The organism is Chryseomicrobium aureum (genome assembly GCF_043182735.1).
Classification (GTDB): domain Bacteria; phylum Bacillota; class Bacilli; order Bacillales_A; family Planococcaceae; genus Chryseomicrobium; species Chryseomicrobium aureum.
This window is the reverse complement of sequence record NZ_CP171117.1, coordinates 1,363,980-1,380,035: the sequence shown is the minus strand read 5'-3', so window position 1 is coordinate 1,380,035 and position 16,056 is coordinate 1,363,980. Positions and strand designations below refer to the sequence as shown.

Sequence of the window (16,056 nt, the reverse complement as noted above, 5' to 3'; positions counted from 1 at the left end):
TTGTGCTTTATGATTTCTATATACACTATATATTGTGTCAAGAAGTGAATAATCTATTTCGGGAGGAATTTACATGGTCTCACCATCTACTCTACAAACACATCAACAAGCTATCCAACAATTGAACGAAGCAATCAAGAAATTTCCTCAAGTTCACCCCATCACACCAGATATGAAGTTAACACACAAGGGCGTCTCACGACTGGTGATGATCGACCGTTATTCCTTCAAAGATACGGAGAAAAAAACACTCCAAGCAGATGATTTTGTTGTACTAACAGTAAAAGAAGACCCAAAATTCCCTGCGCGTGGACTTGGACAAATCGTCTCGATAGATTGGGACAAGAAAACAGCTGTCGTTCGCATTGATGAAGAATATCGCAGTGCAATCGACGACCCTGAAAAAGCAAAGACAGGTGAAATCACACGACCGCTATCTGTGATTGAAAAACCACTTGAGCTTTTTTATGAGCAAATCGCTCTTCGCAATGCAACAGGACTTGCAAGTGTTGAAACGACAGAAGAAAAACGCAAAGAATGGTTCGATAAATTTTACCAACAACTTGTTTCACTCAATTTCATCCCAGCTGGACGCGTCATTTACGGAGCAGGCGCTGAAACAGACGTAACGTACTTTAACTGTTACGTGATGCCATTTGTTCCAGATTCACGCGAAGGAATTAGTGATCACCGCAAACAAGTTATGGAAATCATGAGTCGTGGAGGGGGAGTTGGAACAAATGGTTCTACACTTCGTCCTCGGAACACACTTGCACGTGGAGTGAACGGGAAGTCTTCAGGATCTGTTTCGTGGCTAGATGACATTGCGAAATTAACACATCTTGTTGAACAAGGCGGATCTCGTCGTGGAGCGCAAATGATTATGCTTGCAGACTGGCATCCAGATATTGCGGAGTTCATCATCTCTAAGATGCAAAATCCGCGAATTTTGCGGTATTTGATCGAGAATACGCATGATGAATGGATTACACAACTCGCAAAAGATAAATTAAAATTTAAGCCACTTTCCATGCAGGAAGAACAGATGTACCAAGGGATTGTCAATTACAAAGCAATTCCAGGGTTGGGCGGCTTTAGTGAAGCAATCATTCGTGATGCGGAATCTAAACTACGTGATGGTGGACACTACAGTGTTCATAATTCAGAGTTCTTAACGGGTGCGAATATTTCTGTCACACTGACGAAAGAGTTCATGCAAGCTGTTGAAGACGATGCAGAGTTTGATCTTCGCTTCCCAGCTGTTGAGAACTACTCGAAAGAAGATATGGAAGTATACAACAGAGAATGGCATAAAGTTGGAGATGTTCGCGAATGGGAGCAAATGGGCTATGAAGTGCGCACATACCGCACGATCAAAGCACGCGAGCTTTGGAACCTCATCAATATTTGTGCTACGTACTCTGCAGAGCCTGGTATTTTCTTTATCGACAATGCCAATGACAAGACGAATGCAAAAGCATACGGTCAAAAAGTAGTAGCTACAAACCCATGTGGAGAACAACCACTTGCACCATACAGTGTGTGTAATCTTGCAGCGGTCAACCTCGCTCAATTCGCACAAAAAGATACGAAAACAGTAGATTTTGAAGGGCTGAAAGAAACAGTACGTGTCGGTGTTCGCATGCAAGATAATGTAATTGATGCGACACCATACTTCTTAGAAGAGAATAAAGTACAAGCTCTTGGAGAGCGTCGTGTAGGGCTTGGCGTAATGGGACTTGCGGATCTACTGATTTACTGTGAGAAACCATATGGCTCAGATGAAGGAAATATACTCGTTGATGAAATCTTCAAAACAATTGCTGAAACAGCTTATGAGACATCTGTTGAACTTGCGAAAGAACGCGGAAGCTTCCCGTTTTTAGTCGGTGATACAGAACAAGAGACAGAGCGCCTTCGCAAAGCATTCACAGAGACAGGGTTCATGCAAGGAATGCCTGAGGCGATTCGCGCGTCTATTCTGGAATCAGGAATTCGTAACTCGCATCTATTGACAGTGGCACCAACAGGTTCTACTGGAACGATGGTTGGAGTATCGACTGGACTTGAGCCATACTTCTCGTTCACTTACTATCGTAGCGGCCGACTTGGTAAATTCATTGAAGTAAAAGCGGATATTGTTAGTGAGTACTTAGAGCGCAATCAGGATGCATCTTCTGAAACACTTCCAGAGTGGTTTGTGACGGCAATGGAATTAAAACCAGAAGCACATGCAGATGTGCAGTGTATCATTCAGCGCTGGATTGATTCATCTATCTCGAAAACTGTAAACGCGCCAAAAGGGTATACGGTTGAACAAGTAGAAGGCGTATACGAGCGTCTTTACCATGGCGGTGCAAAAGGTGGAACAGTTTATGTCGACGGTAGCCGTGACTCGCAAGTATTGACACTAAAAGCAGAAGAAAATGATATGACAGAAGTGCAAGATGAAGTAGTAGAACAAAAACGACCAATCGTTTTAATCGATACAATTCAAGATCTTCGCAGCACAAATGTGACAATCGGTTCAGAAGTTGGCAACACGTGTCCAGTGTGTCGTAAAGGGACGGTTGAGGAACTTGGTGGCTGTAACACTTGTACAAACTGTGGAGCGCAGTTGAAGTGTGGACTTTAATTCATAACTAATACGTTAAAAAGCATTTTCTCTGGTACTCTAAGGGAAAATGCTTTTTATGTGTCATTGAAGGATAGCGGAATCGTTTTCGGCTATGCTACACTAAGACTAGTGTTTAAATAGGAGGCCAACTACATGAAATTGCAAAAAGTACGCAAGTCATTAACCGATTCTTCACTATCCGCACTACTCGTCACGAACCCATACAGCCGTCGTTACTTAACAGGTTTCACAGGGACTGCAGGAGTTGCACTGATTACGGAGTCAGATGCTTTCTTCATTACAGATTTTCGTTACACAGAGCAAGCAAATGCACAAATCGAAGGCTATACAATCATTGAGCAAAAAACCACGTTAATCGAAGCAGTTGCTGAAGTTGTGAAAGAACATCAGCTAACGAAAGTCGGTTTCGAGCAAGAAGCGATGTCTTATGCCGAGTATGATCGTTACCAAAAAGCACTCGAAACAGAACTTGTTCCGACTTCTGGAATTGTTGAAAAAATCCGCTTGATTAAGAGCGAAGACGAGCTTACTATTATTAAGCACGCATGTAAAATTGCAGATGATGCATATGAACATATCTTGACGTTCATCAAACCAGGGATGACAGAACTTGATGTCTCAAACGAATTAGAGTTCTTCATGCGAAAGCAAGGTGCAACTTCTTCTTCATTCGATATCATTGTAGCCTCCGGTGTCCGTTCAGCACTTCCTCACGGTGTCGCAACACATAAAGTGATTGAGTCAGGCGATTTTGTTACACTGGATTTCGGTGCTTATTACAATGGGTATGTCTCGGATGTAACACGTACTCTTGCAGTAGGTGAACCCACTGATCAGCTGAAAGAAATTCATCAAGTCGTACTGAAGTCTCAATTGCTTGCACTTGAAAAAATCAAACCGGGTATGACAGGGAAAGAGGCAGATGCTATTTCTCGCGACTACATCGCATCAAAAGGATATGGCCAGGCATTTGGTCATTCACTTGGTCACGGAATTGGTTTAGAAGTACATGAAGGACCTGGATTGTCATCTCGTTCAGATGTTGTATTAGAGCCAGGAATGGTTATCACAATTGAACCAGGAATTTATCTTCCGGGAATCGGTGGTGTGCGCATTGAAGATGACGCCTTAGTCACAGAAACAGGCGTTGAAAAACTGACGCATACATCAAAAGAATTAGTTATTTTATAGGGGGAAATCACATGATTTCAGTAAACGATTTTAAAACAGGCCTGACAATCGAGTTTGATGGCAACTTATACCGCGTTATCGAGTTCCAACACGTAAAACCAGGTAAAGGCGCTGCATTCGTTCGCTCGAAACTTCGCAACCTTCGCAGTGGTTCAGTGAATGAGCGTACATTCCGTGCAGGTGAAAAAGTAGAGAAAGCACAGATCGATACGCGCAAAATGCAGTATCTTTATGCAAATGGTGACATGCACGTATTCATGGATACAGAAAGTTACGATCAAGTCGAGCTTCCTGAAACGTCTATCGAATATGAGTTGAAGTTCTTGAAAGAAAACATGGAACTAAGCATTATCCAATATAAAGGCGAAACGCTTGGCGTCGAGCTACCAAACACTGTCGAGCTTGAAGTAATCGAGACAGAGCCAGGAATCAAAGGAGATACGTCTGGTGGCGGTTCAAAAACTGCGAAACTTGAAACCGGTGTAATGGTTACTGTTCCTTTATTCATCAATGTTGGAGATCGTTTGATTATCAATACTTCAGAAGGCGCATACGTATCTCGCGCTCAATAATTTCTCATTCATCACTCGGCTATCCGGAAGTTTTGGTGAGAATTCAAGAAGATCACGTGTTAGTGAATGTATCGGCAGAGGTGGTCAGTCCAGAAAGAGCGAATGACATTATCTACGCAGTGAAAAAAGAATATCCCGAAGCTGCTAAAGTCCAAGTCGACTATTCAGCGTATTAAAGACTCGCCTTGTGCGAGTCTTTTTATTGTTTGAAAAGTGGGAAATATAAGAGCAGGTACTAAAAAAGAGTGCGCGTTTTGTTGAAAAACGGTAGAATAGACTGTGGAAGAATGTCATTACTAAAATAGGGGAGTTTGATAGCAATGAAAATTCAAGAAATCCGAGAAATTATCAAATTAATGGATCAATCATCATTAGATGAATTTGTATTTGAATCAGAAGGCACAAAACTAAAACTAAAAAAACATGGCATCACGACGACGGTAGTAGAAGCACCTGTTGCTAAACCATCTGCACCACAAGTTGCTGCTCCAGTCGCTGAACAAGCAGCTCCGGCTCAAGAGGAATCAAAAGCAGCCTCTGAACAATCAGCTCCAGCTGCTGATACATCTGCCTATAAAACAATTACTTCTCCAATGGTTGGAACGTTCTATGAAGCTTCTTCTCCAGACGCAGATGCATACGTAAAAGTAGGGGACAAAGTTACTGCAACTTCAGTCGTGTGTATCGTTGAGGCGATGAAACTATTTAATGAGATAGAGGCTGAAATCGAAGGAGAGATCGTCGAGATTCTCGTAAAAGACGGCCAATTAGTAGAATACGGTCAGCCATTGTTCTCTATTAAATAATTCATCGAAGAGGTGACGACTATGAAAAAAGTATTGATTGCCAATCGTGGCGAAATCGCAGTGCGTATAATCCGTGCTTGTAAAGAGATGGATATCCAAACAGTCGCCGTCTATTCTGAAGCTGATAAAGAAGCACTGCATGTGCAACTAGCTGACGAGGCCTATTGCATTGGACCCCGCACATCAAAAGATTCATACTTACATTTCTCAAACATTATGAGCGTTGCAAAACTAACTGGAGCCGACGGGATTCACCCAGGGTATGGGTTCCTCGCAGAAAATGCAGACTTTGCAGAACTATGTGAGACTTGCAACATCAAGTTCATCGGGCCATCTAGCTCGGCTATTTCAAAAATGGGGACGAAAGATGTTGCTCGTGAAACCATGCGTGCAGCTGGCGTTCCTGTAGTCCCTGGTTCAACAGGTATTGTAGAGACAATTGAAGATGCGAAATCTATTGCATCAGACATCGGGTACCCTGTGATTATCAAAGCCACTGCCGGTGGTGGCGGGAAAGGGATTCGTGTGGCGCGTTCTGAGGAAGAACTCGTGACAGGAATCAAAATCACGCAAAAAGAAGCACAAGCTGCATTCGGTAACCCTGGTGTATACTTAGAAAAATTCATCGAAGAGTTCCGCCACGTGGAAATTCAAGTGTTAGCAGATGGACACGGAAATGCAATTCACTTAGGAGAGCGTGATTGTTCGATTCAACGTCGCATGCAAAAACTAGTGGAAGAAGCACCGTCTCCAGCACTTTCAGAAGCCACGCGTCAAAAAATGGGAGACGCAGCTGTAAAAGCAGCGCTTGCTGTGAATTATGAATCAGCAGGTACAGTCGAATTTATTTACGACCACATTAACGATTCGTTCTATTTCATGGAAATGAATACACGTATCCAAGTAGAACATCCTGTAACCGAAATGGTAACAGGCGTCGATTTGATCAAACAACAACTTCTTGTTGCCTCTGGAGAAGTATTGACAATCAAGCAGGAAGACATTCAATTAAATGGCTGGTCAATTGAGTGCCGGATCAATGCTGAAAACCCATCGAAAAACTTTATGCCATCCCCAGGGAAGGTCGTCATGTATCTCCCGCCAGGTGGCTACGGTGTTCGAGTTGATTCCGCAGTGTACCCAGGTTATGCAATCCCACCATTCTACGACTCAATGGTCGCTAAACTCATTGTGCATGCCCCAACGCGTGAAGAAGCTGTATTGAAGATGAAGCGTGCATTACAAGAGTTCATCGTCGACGGTGTCGAAACAACGATTCCATTCCACTTGCGTTTAATGGATCACGAAGTCTTCCGCTCAGGTGACTTTGACACGAAGTTTTTAGAAACATACGAAATCATGAAGGAGGAGACAATCAATGGCTGAAACAAAAGACCAAGAATTTTTTCAGATGTCTACAGGTAAAGGTGATCTCGGATCAATTCAGATTGCTCCTGAAGTCTTGACAGTTATTGCAGGAATCGCAGCACATGAAGTAGATGGAGTGGCTGCAACTCGTGGAAACTTTGCTGCTGGAGTTGTTGAACTCTTAGGCAAAAAAGTGCATGGCAAAGGAATCAAAACAGACATCTCTGCCAAAGGGTTGTTCATCGATGTGTTTTGTACCATTCGCTACGGTAAGGCTGTACCGACTGTTGCTCAAGAAGTTCAGCAAAATGTCCGTCAAGCGATTTTAAATATGACGGGACTTGAAGTCAAAGAAGTCAATGTTCACGTGACAGGAATTCAATTCGAAACACCTGAATCCAATTAAGTAAGAGTGCTTCACAGAACCTCTGTGAGGCACTTCTTTTTTTGATTACTCAAAAACTTTCTGAATAGGGAATTAAGTTTTGTAACCGCCATTTCTATGCTATGATGAAAAGCATAGTGAAGTGAAAAAGGAGTCAAGTCTATGAAAAGAAGAGAAGCCCGCGAGCATGCCCTGCGTGTGTTGTTCCAACTCGATCATTCCGAGATGGACGTCAATGAAGCGATGTTGCATGTGACCGAAGAAAAGGACGTGTTCTATGACACGCTTGTCAAAGGGACACTCGCGCACCGAGAAGAAATTGATGAGAGCTTAGAACAAAAACTTGAAAATTGGTCATTGAATCGTCTCCCGAAAATCGAGCGGACGATTTTACGTATGGCGGTTTTTGAGCTTGAACATACAGAAGATACACCGAAACCTGTAATTGTGAATGAAGCAATAGAATTAACAAAAGCATATGGAGACGAACAGTCTAGCCGATTTGTAAATGGCGTATTATCGAAATACATCAACAAGTAGGAGTGTGCAACATGACAGCGATAATCATTGATGGAAAAGCAATTGCAGAACAAGTAATTTTAAAAGTGAAAGACCGTGTTGAAACTTTAAAACAGTCTGGCATTACCCCAGGGCTAACGGTCGTTTTAGTGGGAGACGATCCAGCATCACAGACCTATGTAGGAAGTAAAGAAAAAACAAGCAAACGTTTAGGCATGGATTCAACTGTACTAACACGGCCGTCCACTGTAACTGGGCAAGAGTTGTTGGAACTGATTGAGAACTTGAACAATGACGAATCTGTTCATGGGATCTTAATCCAACTGCCACTTCCAGGTCATATTGATGAAAATAAAGTGTTACAAGCGATTCACCCAGACAAAGATGTTGATGGCTTTCATCCATTGAATGTTGGCAAGCTATTGTTGAATCAACACGGGTTTATTCCTTGTACACCATTTGGAGTCATTCAATTACTTGACTATGCAGCCATTCCAATTGAAGGCAAACACGCTGTCATTGTCGGACGAAGTAATATCGTCGGCAAACCGATGGGCCAACTTCTATTAAACCGCCATGCAACTGTAACCTACACGCATTCGCGCACAGAAGACCTTGCTTCATACACAAAGCAAGCAGATATTCTAATTGTAGCAACAGGACAACCGCTGATGATTACTGCTGAGCATGTTAAACCTGGCGCCGCTGTCATCGATGTCGGCATTCACCGCAACTCCGATGGCCGTCTTTCAGGTGACGTCGACTTTCATTCTGTGAAGTCTGTCGCTGGTGCGATTACACCCGTTCCGGGAGGCGTTGGTCCAATGACAATTGCAATGTTAATGGAAAATACATGTTTAAGCGCTGAACGTATGGCACAAAAAAAATAACTACACCACTCGAGCTTGTACGTCTTGTACAAGCTTCTTTTACCTAAAGGGGCGTTGGTATGACGGAACATGCGTATTTAACCGTGACAGCACTTACTCGGTATATTAAGAAGAAATTCGATGCCGATCCGTATCTAAGAAAAGTGTATGTAAAAGGTGAATTGTCCAATGTGAAATACCATTCAAATGGACATATCTACTTTACATTGAAAGATGCGGGGGCACGTATTTCCTGTGCGATGTTTGCGGGACAAGCAAGAACACTTTCATTTCGAGCTGAAGAAGGCATGAATGTTTTTGTCACAGGGGATATCAGTCTGTTTGAAAGTGCGGGGAATTATCAATTTTATGTAAAATCAATGGAGCCGGATGGCATCGGGGCATTGTTTGTGGCATTTGAGCAATTAAAACGTAAGCTCGAACAAGAAGGACTGTTTTCAGCCTCATTGAAAAAACCACTTCCGAAAATTCCACTTCACATCGGAGTCATCACATCCCCAACAGGCGCAGCGATTCGTGACATTCTAACGACGCTCGAACGTCGCTTCCCACTTGCACGTGTCACCGTGTTCTCTACACTTGTTCAAGGCTCAGGTGCAGGAGCATCTATCGTTGAATCCATCCAAAAAGCAAATCGGGTACAGGATCTAGACGTTTTAATTGTCGGACGCGGGGGTGGTTCGATTGAAGACTTATGGGCATTTAATGAAGAACCTGTCGCTCGGGCAATTGCGAACAGTCAAGTCCCTATAATTAGCGCTGTTGGTCACGAGACTGACACGACGATTGCAGATTTCGTTTCGGATTTACGTGCCCCAACACCAACTGCTGCAGCTGAACTTGCTGTACCAGACCGCGTGCAATTGGTGCGAGTACTCTCTGATCAACAAACGCGCCTGCGCACAGCAACTTCGAATAAACTATTTCATGCGAAAGACCGACTCACGCGAGTTCAAAAATCCGTTGTTTATATGGATGCCTCTCGATTATATCGTCCGTATGTAGAGCAACATCTTCGGCTACACGAACGGTTAGAATCGGTCCTCCGAATTTCAACGGATCGTTACTCAAATCACTATTCGCAGTTAACAAATCGATTGGACCATTTGTCACCAGACAAACGTGTACAAATGGAGCAAAAAGCACTCCAAACACTTACGGATCGTCTACAATATGTGGTCAAACAAAACACAACCTCCAAAAAACGTCAGTTTGTTGAGACGTTGCGCACATTAGAAGCATTGAGCCCACTACAGACGATGAAAAAAGGGTTTGTCTATACGGAAGTAGAAGGCACAGTGATTCGTTCTGTAAATCAACTTCAAAAAAATGACGAACTAACGATTCATTTTCAGGATGGAACTGCCATAGCACGTATTGAATCCATAGAAAAGGGTGAAACGAATGGAACGAACATTTGAAGAAGCGATGAAACAATTAGAAGAAATCGTACGTAAGCTCGAGCAAGGCGATGTGCCACTCGAGGAGTCAATTGACCTTTATAAACAGGGGATGGAACTATCCGCACAATGTTCAACAAAACTGCAAGAAGCTGAAAAGCAGCTTGTTCAGTTTATCTCAGCGGAAGAGGAGGTATAAGTACGTGAAAAATGTGAAAGACTTTATCGGGCAGCACCTTGAGCAAGTAGACCAGTATTTGCTCGAGGCGATTCGTACACAACCTTTAACCGACTCTCTAAAAGAGTCCATGCTATATTCTTTAGAAGCAGGGGGCAAACGTGTGCGCCCTATGCTTCTTTTGGCTGTGTTGGATGAGTTTGGTGTTCCATTAGAAAAAGGGCTTGATGCAGCATGTGCCTTGGAGTATATACATACGTATTCCCTTATTCATGACGATTTGCCGGCAATGGACAATGATGACTTACGTCGAGGGAAGCCAACCAATCATATCGTATACGGTGAGGCAACAGCGATTTTGGCAGGAGATGCTTTACTAACAGAAGCTTTCCGTCTTATTAGCTCATCAAACCAGTATACGGATAGTCAAAAAGTAGCGTTGATCACGCTTCTTTCAGAAGCAGCAGGAGCTGCCGGAATGGTCGGTGGGCAATTGATGGATATGGAGGCAGAGGGGAAGCTTGTGGAACTAGAGCACTTGCAAAAAATCCATGCACTAAAAACCGGTGCACTTCTTCGCTTCAGTATTGAAGCCGGTGCGCTTCTTGCAAATGTGCAACTTGAAGAGAAAAAAGAATTAATGACATATGCGCACGCTCTCGGTATTTTGTTCCAAGTCCAGGACGATATTTTAGATGTGACTTCTGACTCAGCTAGTCTTGGGAAGACGGCTGGTAAAGACGAAGCTGCAAACAAAAGTACCTATCCAGCGCTACTAACTTTAGAAGGTGCGATTGCTGAACGTGATCGTTATCACAAAGAAGCAGCAGGTGCTCTCACAGCAATCGGAAAGCAAGACGGGTTACTAAAAAGTTTTGCAGACTATATTAGCTACCGTGAGAACTAACTTCTCGCTGTATTTTAACAGACATTTAATGCTATTATTAAAATTACCTATAACTAGAGGAATAACAAGATAAGGTGTGTGATGGAAGTGGATCTGAATACTATAACAAGTCCATCCTTTTTGAAAACGATGTCAAACGAAGAACTCGAATCACTCAGTCAAGATGTTCGAGATTTTCTTATTGAAAAATTATCTGTAACAGGTGGTCATATTGGACCAAATTTAGGTGTTGTAGAACTGACACTCGCTCTTCATAAAGCGTTCAATTCGCCGGAAGACAAATTTATTTGGGATGTAGGCCATCAAGCTTACGTACACAAGATTTTAACGGGACGTGCAAACCAGTTTGATACGCTTCGTCAATTTAAAGGATTATGTGGATTCCCAAAACGCGTGGAAAGTGAACATGATGTTTGGGAAGCTGGACATAGTTCTACTTCTCTATCTGCAGCAATGGGGATGGCGAAAGCTCGTGATGTATTAGGAAAATCAAATCACGTCGTTCCGATCATCGGTGATGGTGCATTAACAGGTGGTATGGCACTTGAGGCACTAAATCATATCGGACATGAAAAAACAAAGATGATTGTCATCTTAAACGACAATGAAATGTCAATTGCACCAAACGTCGGAGCCCTTCATAACATCTTAGGGAAACTTCGCACACATGGTTCTTACAATAAAGCAAAAGATGATATTGAGTACTTGATGAAGAAGATTCCTGCCGTTGGTGGGAAAATTGCTTCAACTGCTGAACGTGTCAAAGACAGCTTAAAATATTTGATGGTATCAGGTGCATTTTTTGAAGAGATGGGCTTCACATATCTAGGGCCAATCAACGGACATGATTTTGAAGATTTAGAGGAAAACATCAAGTTTGCTAAAAATGCTGAGGGACCAGTCATTTTACACGTTCTCACGAAAAAAGGAAAAGGGTTTAAACCAGCTGAACTCGACACAGTCGGTACGTGGCACGGTACAGGTCCTTACAAAATGGAAACAGGGGATTTTGTTAAGTCTGCTGCAAAAGGCCCTTCTTGGAGTGGCTTGATTTCAGAAACAGTTCGAACGCTCGCGCGAGAGGACAAGCGCATTGTCGCAATTACACCTGCAATGCCGGTAGGTTCCAAATTAGAAGGCTTTGCATCTGAATTCCCGGACCGTATGATTGATGTCGGGATAGCGGAACAACATGCGATTACGATGGCAGCAGGTATGGCAATGGATGGAATGAAACCATATGTGGCGATTTACTCAACTTTCTTACAACGCGCATATGATCAAATGCTTCACGATGTCTGTCGCCAAAACTTAAACGTATTTTTAGGTATCGACCGTGCTGGATTAGTAGGGGCAGATGGTGAAACACATCAAGGTGTCTATGATATCGCATTCTTGCGTCATATGCCGAACATGGTGATCATGATGCCAAAAGATGAAAATGAAGGTCAACACATGGTGAAGACGGCCATTGAGTACAATGATGGACCAATTGCTCTTCGCTATCCTCGAGGGAACGGCTTTGGTGTGCCACTCGATTCGGAGTTGACGACAATTCCAATCGGTAGCTGGGAAGTCTTAGAACAAGGTACGGATGTAGCGGTATTGACATTTGGTACGACGATTCCAATGGCCATGCAAGCAGCTGAAGAACTAAAAGCAGAAGGTATTTCAGTAGAAGTTGTAAATGCACGCTTCATCAAACCGCTGGATGCAAATATGCTGGCCTCTTTAGCAGCACGCCAAATTCCGCTTATTACACTTGAGGAAGCCGTATTACAAGGTGGTTTTGGTAGCAGTGTTCTTGAACATTACAACGAACAGAAGCTAGATGTACCTGTTACGCGAATCGGTATTCCAGATGAGTTTATCGAACACGGTGATGTACCTGAACTTCTAAACGATATTCATATCTCTGTTGAAGATTTGAAAAAGCAAATCAAGTCACAATTGCAGCAGGCAACTGTGTAATGAGTCAAGTACCGAAAGAACGAGTGGATATTCTACTCGTTGAAAAAGAACTGTTTACATCCCGTGAACAAGCAAAACGAGCAATCATGGCGGGTCAAGTGTATGTCAATGAGATGCAAATCACGAAGCCCGGAGAGAAAATAGAGGTTACAAGTGAATTTGTCTTAAAAGGTCAACGACTAAAGTATGTCAGCCGCGGTGGCTTGAAACTTGAAAAGGCGATTGAAGTATTTGATCTAGACATCGAGGGAGCGATTTTACTCGACATTGGCTCTTCTACTGGTGGATTTACAGATTGTGCACTTCAAAATGGGGCTACGCACGCTTATGCACTGGACGTTGGGTATAACCAACTCGATTGGAAAATACGTAGTGACGAGCGGGTGACGGTAATGGAGCGCACAAATTTCCGTTACAGCAAGCCAGAAGATTTCACAAAGGGGCTGCCAACGCTTGCAACTATTGATGTGTCTTTCATCTCTTTGAATTTAATTTTCCCTCCGCTCGCTTCTATAATTGTATACGGTGGAGACGTTGTAGCCCTTGTTAAACCTCAGTTTGAAGCAGGAAAAGACCGCGTTGGGAAAAAAGGGATTGTCCGAGATGCCAAAGTACACAGTGATGTTCTATATCAAGTGGAGAAATTCGCCAACACAGCTGGTTTTGAGGTTATAGATGCCACGTACTCCCCTATTACAGGTGGAGAGGGCAATATTGAATTTTTATTTTATCTAAAAAAATCAAATGAACCTGCACAAGTGCTAGATTTCAAAAAAATTGTTGCGGATGCACATACAACATTAAATGCCTAAACTATGGACGCTATCTGTCCATAGTTTTTTTGTCGCACTTGTCGCGACACCCCCTGAATGATACTGTATAAGTACGAAGGTATAAATATACAATCAATGGAGTGGATACCAATGAATAAAGGACAACGTCATATTCGCATTCGCGACATCATTTCAAATAATGAAGTCGAGACACAAGATGATTTAGTCGATATCTTAAAAGCAGAAGGGTTTGCAATTACACAAGCAACTGTCTCCCGCGATATCAAAGAATTGCATTTAGTAAAAGTCCCGTTGCCAGATGGACGTTATAAATACAGCTTGCCAGCAGATCAGCGCTTTAATCCAATGCAAAAATTAAAACGCGCGTTGACAGATGCATTTGTTTCAATCGATGGGGCCAGTCATTTTTTAGTTATGAAAACTTTACCTGGAAATGCTCACGCAATCGGCTCTCTGATTGATTATTTGGACTGGGAGGAAATCCTAGGTACCATTTGTGGGGATGATACATGCCTGATCCTTTGTCGAGAAGAAAAGGATCGGGATCTTGTCAAAACGAAATTGCTTGAGATGCTGTAAGGAGGGTTGATATGTTAGCTGAACTGTCTATACGGAATTTTGCCATTATTGATGAGTTGACTGTTAGCTTTACAGAAGGACTTACCGTGTTGACGGGTGAAACAGGAGCCGGAAAATCGATTATTATCGATGCCGTCCAGTTACTATGTGGTGCACGTGGATCTTCTGAATTCATTCGGCATGGTACAAAAAAAGCAGAGCTAGAAGGCATGTTTTCGCTAAACTCAACGTCTCATTCAAGTTATAAAAAACTTGAAGAGCTCGGGATACCTACGGACGAAGAGAGCATAATATTGCGCCGTGAATTGAATGCAAATGGCAAAAGTACATGCCGAATTAATGGTAAATTGGTGACCATTGCTGTTCTACGTGAAGTGGGAAGTACACTTGTAGATATACACGGACAACACGAAAGCCAAGAGCTTATGGATGAACGATCCCATATTAATTTATTGGATCAGTTTGCTTCTAAACAATTTGTAGATGCCAAAGACGCATATTCTCAAGTTTACGAAGCCTACAATCGAACAAAAAAACGGTTGAAGGGTCTACAGATGGATGATCAGGAAATGACACATCGTATGGATCTTTATCGTTTTCAATTAAATGAGATTGAAGAAGCGGAGTTAATCAGTGGAGAAGAAGAGACGTTGTCTGCAGAACGGACAGAGATGCAGAACTACTCAAAAATTGTTGATAAGCTTCAAACTTCTTCCCAAGCACTTACGGCAGAATCTGGCGCAATGGATTATCTTGGAGTGGTGTTGCATGCGCTTCAAGATATTCAGAGTGTAAATACTACGTACGGCAAGATTAGCGAAGAATTTGCAAATGCTTATTTCATTCTTGAAGATGTTCAGTCACAAATCCAAAATCAGTTGGATTCGATGGAGTTTGATGAACAACGTGTTCAATATGTAGAAGATCGTCTTGCATTGCTTCAAACACTAAAGAGGAAATATGGTCAAACGGTGGATGAAGTCATTGCATATGGTGAAAAAATTAAACGTCAACTTGATCAACTGACCAACCGCGACCAAGAGATTGAAGAACTAGAAAGAAAACTTGCTCAGATCGAACAAGACTTGCAACTTGAGGCAGATGAGCTATCGACCATTCGTAAGCAGACTGCTGAAGAGTTAAGTACACGTATCATGGAACAGCTCAGTGCACTTTATATGGACCGAGCAATTATGGATGTTCGTGTGGAAGAACTTTCGCACTTTACAGAGAACGGAAAAAATCATGTCGTATTCTACATTGCCACCAATGTAGGCGAACCATTGAAACCGTTAACGAAAGTTGCATCGGGTGGAGAACTGAGTCGTGTCATGCTTGCGCTAAAAAGTATTTTTTCCAAACATCAGGAAATCACTTCTATTATTTTTGATGAAGTGGATACCGGCGTTTCCGGACGAGTGGCGCAAGCGATTGCTGAGAAGATTGGGCAAATTGCTAAAGATTCTCAAGTTCTTGTTATTACGCATTTGCCAGCTGTTGCTGCTCTTGCCGATTCGCATTTGCGCATTGAAAAGCATGTAGAAGCCGACCGAACAAAAACAAAAATTCAAGAATTGTCACTAGAAGAGCGAACAGAAGAATTAAGCCGAATGATGGCGGGAGAAGAAATATCTGAAATTACACTCCATCATGCTGCAGAATTACTTGCACAAGCACAAACAAAAAAATAATACCAATCATGAATCACTTCCTTTCGAACACACTAATTCGTTTAGCAGCGGTTGACCAGATTGTACCTTCAAAACCAAAACACCCTGGTTTTAAAGTGACAAAACCACTACTAATTCTGCCAGGCTACGCTCGAGTATGAGCGTGACCTGGTTTTTTGTTGTCTCTA

Annotated in this window: 16 protein-coding genes; all 16 read left to right on the top strand. The window is 42.6% G+C overall.

Going from position 1 to position 16,056, the window contains the following annotated elements; all coding sequences use genetic code 11:
• Positions 1-73 precede the first annotated feature (73 nt).
• The 16 genes from ACF3OH_RS07270 (at position 74) to recN (ending at position 15,889) form a co-directional block, all read left to right on the top strand.
• Positions 74-2,635 carry a vitamin B12-dependent ribonucleotide reductase gene (locus ACF3OH_RS07270; protein ID WP_392453876.1) on the top strand — a complete coding sequence of 854 codons (2,562 nt, stop codon included), beginning with the start codon at positions 74-76 and terminating at the stop codon, positions 2,633-2,635.
• A 135-nt stretch (positions 2,636-2,770) separates the two neighbouring features.
• Positions 2,771-3,829, top strand: a complete 1,059-nt coding sequence (locus tag ACF3OH_RS07265) for a M24 family metallopeptidase (RefSeq protein WP_392453875.1) — start codon at positions 2,771-2,773, stop codon at positions 3,827-3,829.
• 11 nt (positions 3,830-3,840) lie between these two features.
• Entirely contained in the window at positions 3,841-4,401 is a 561-nt protein-coding gene (gene efp, locus ACF3OH_RS07260) for an elongation factor P (RefSeq protein WP_204589320.1), read from the top strand.
• A 35-nt stretch (positions 4,402-4,436) separates the two neighbouring features.
• Positions 4,437-4,577 (top strand): hypothetical protein, encoded by a 141-nt coding sequence (locus ACF3OH_RS07255; RefSeq protein ID WP_392453874.1) that lies wholly within the window; start codon positions 4,437-4,439, stop codon positions 4,575-4,577.
• Between the two features lie 144 nt (positions 4,578-4,721).
• The gene (gene accB / locus ACF3OH_RS07250) at positions 4,722-5,207 is read left to right on the top strand and encodes an acetyl-CoA carboxylase biotin carboxyl carrier protein (protein WP_392453873.1); all 486 of its coding nucleotides are present in this window, start codon (positions 4,722-4,724) and stop codon (positions 5,205-5,207) included.
• A gap of 21 nt (positions 5,208-5,228) precedes the next feature.
• Positions 5,229-6,593, top strand: a complete 1,365-nt coding sequence (gene accC / locus ACF3OH_RS07245) for an acetyl-CoA carboxylase biotin carboxylase subunit (protein ID WP_204589317.1) — start codon at positions 5,229-5,231, stop codon at positions 6,591-6,593.
• Positions 6,586-6,981, top strand: a complete 396-nt coding sequence (locus ACF3OH_RS07240; RefSeq protein WP_204589316.1) for an Asp23/Gls24 family envelope stress response protein — start codon at positions 6,586-6,588, stop codon at positions 6,979-6,981. The genes accC and ACF3OH_RS07240 overlap by 8 nt, the downstream gene beginning before the upstream one ends.
• Positions 6,982-7,122: 141 nt before the next feature.
• Complete coding sequence (gene nusB, locus ACF3OH_RS07235; RefSeq protein ID WP_204589315.1) at positions 7,123-7,500, top strand: transcription antitermination factor NusB; 378 nt, start codon at positions 7,123-7,125, stop codon at positions 7,498-7,500.
• Between the two features lie 11 nt (positions 7,501-7,511).
• Positions 7,512-8,369 carry a bifunctional methylenetetrahydrofolate dehydrogenase/methenyltetrahydrofolate cyclohydrolase FolD gene (folD, locus tag ACF3OH_RS07230; RefSeq protein WP_204589314.1) on the top strand — a complete coding sequence of 286 codons (858 nt, stop codon included), beginning with the start codon at positions 7,512-7,514 and terminating at the stop codon, positions 8,367-8,369.
• Positions 8,370-8,428: 59 nt separating this feature from the next.
• The gene (gene xseA / locus ACF3OH_RS07225) at positions 8,429-9,790 is read left to right on the top strand and encodes an exodeoxyribonuclease VII large subunit (protein WP_204589313.1); all 1,362 of its coding nucleotides are present in this window, start codon (positions 8,429-8,431) and stop codon (positions 9,788-9,790) included.
• A complete protein-coding gene (gene xseB, locus ACF3OH_RS07220; RefSeq protein ID WP_239584761.1) occupies positions 9,774-9,968 on the top strand; it encodes an exodeoxyribonuclease VII small subunit in 195 nt (64 codons plus the stop codon). The genes xseA and xseB overlap by 17 nt, the downstream gene beginning before the upstream one ends.
• 4 nt (positions 9,969-9,972) lie before the next feature.
• The gene (locus ACF3OH_RS07215; RefSeq protein WP_338032423.1) at positions 9,973-10,854 is read left to right on the top strand and encodes a polyprenyl synthetase family protein; all 882 of its coding nucleotides are present in this window, start codon (positions 9,973-9,975) and stop codon (positions 10,852-10,854) included.
• Positions 10,855-10,941: 87 nt separating this feature from the next.
• Positions 10,942-12,825: a 1-deoxy-D-xylulose-5-phosphate synthase gene (gene dxs / locus ACF3OH_RS07210; RefSeq protein ID WP_392453872.1), complete on the top strand. Its 1,884-nt coding sequence runs from the start codon at positions 10,942-10,944 to the stop codon at positions 12,823-12,825.
• A complete protein-coding gene (locus ACF3OH_RS07205) occupies positions 12,825-13,637 on the top strand; it encodes a TlyA family RNA methyltransferase (RefSeq protein WP_392453871.1) in 813 nt (270 codons plus the stop codon). The genes dxs and ACF3OH_RS07205 overlap by 1 nt, the downstream gene beginning before the upstream one ends.
• Positions 13,638-13,748: 111 nt before the next feature.
• The gene (gene ahrC / locus ACF3OH_RS07200) at positions 13,749-14,198 is read left to right on the top strand and encodes a transcriptional regulator AhrC/ArgR (RefSeq protein ID WP_204589309.1); all 450 of its coding nucleotides are present in this window, start codon (positions 13,749-13,751) and stop codon (positions 14,196-14,198) included.
• An 11-nt stretch (positions 14,199-14,209) separates the two neighbouring features.
• A complete protein-coding gene (gene recN / locus ACF3OH_RS07195; RefSeq protein WP_392453870.1) occupies positions 14,210-15,889 on the top strand; it encodes a DNA repair protein RecN in 1,680 nt (559 codons plus the stop codon).
• Positions 15,890-16,056: the final 167 nt, after the last annotated feature.

Excerpts from the sequence above, each read along its gene's own strand:
- ACF3OH_RS07205 (WP_392453871.1), top strand. The coding sequence starts at position 12,825 with ATGAGTCAAGTACCGAAAGAACGAGTGGATATTCTACTCGTTGAAAAA.
- ACF3OH_RS07240 (WP_204589316.1), top strand. The coding sequence starts at position 6,586 with ATGGCTGAAACAAAAGACCAAGAATTTTTTCAGATGTCTACAGGTAAA.
- xseB (WP_239584761.1), top strand. The coding sequence starts at position 9,774 with ATGGAACGAACATTTGAAGAAGCGATGAAACAATTAGAAGAAATCGTA.
- efp (WP_204589320.1), top strand. The coding sequence starts at position 3,841 with ATGATTTCAGTAAACGATTTTAAAACAGGCCTGACAATCGAGTTTGAT.
- folD (WP_204589314.1), top strand. The coding sequence starts at position 7,512 with ATGACAGCGATAATCATTGATGGAAAAGCAATTGCAGAACAAGTAATT.
- recN (WP_392453870.1), top strand. The coding sequence starts at position 14,210 with ATGTTAGCTGAACTGTCTATACGGAATTTTGCCATTATTGATGAGTTG.
- nusB (WP_204589315.1), top strand. The coding sequence starts at position 7,123 with ATGAAAAGAAGAGAAGCCCGCGAGCATGCCCTGCGTGTGTTGTTCCAA.
- ACF3OH_RS07265 (WP_392453875.1), top strand. The coding sequence starts at position 2,771 with ATGAAATTGCAAAAAGTACGCAAGTCATTAACCGATTCTTCACTATCC.
- ahrC (WP_204589309.1), top strand. The coding sequence starts at position 13,749 with ATGAATAAAGGACAACGTCATATTCGCATTCGCGACATCATTTCAAAT.
- accC (WP_204589317.1), top strand. The coding sequence starts at position 5,229 with ATGAAAAAAGTATTGATTGCCAATCGTGGCGAAATCGCAGTGCGTATA.
- xseA (WP_204589313.1), top strand. The coding sequence starts at position 8,429 with ATGACGGAACATGCGTATTTAACCGTGACAGCACTTACTCGGTATATT.
- accB (WP_392453873.1), top strand. The coding sequence starts at position 4,722 with ATGAAAATTCAAGAAATCCGAGAAATTATCAAATTAATGGATCAATCA.
- ACF3OH_RS07270 (WP_392453876.1), top strand. The coding sequence starts at position 74 with ATGGTCTCACCATCTACTCTACAAACACATCAACAAGCTATCCAACAA.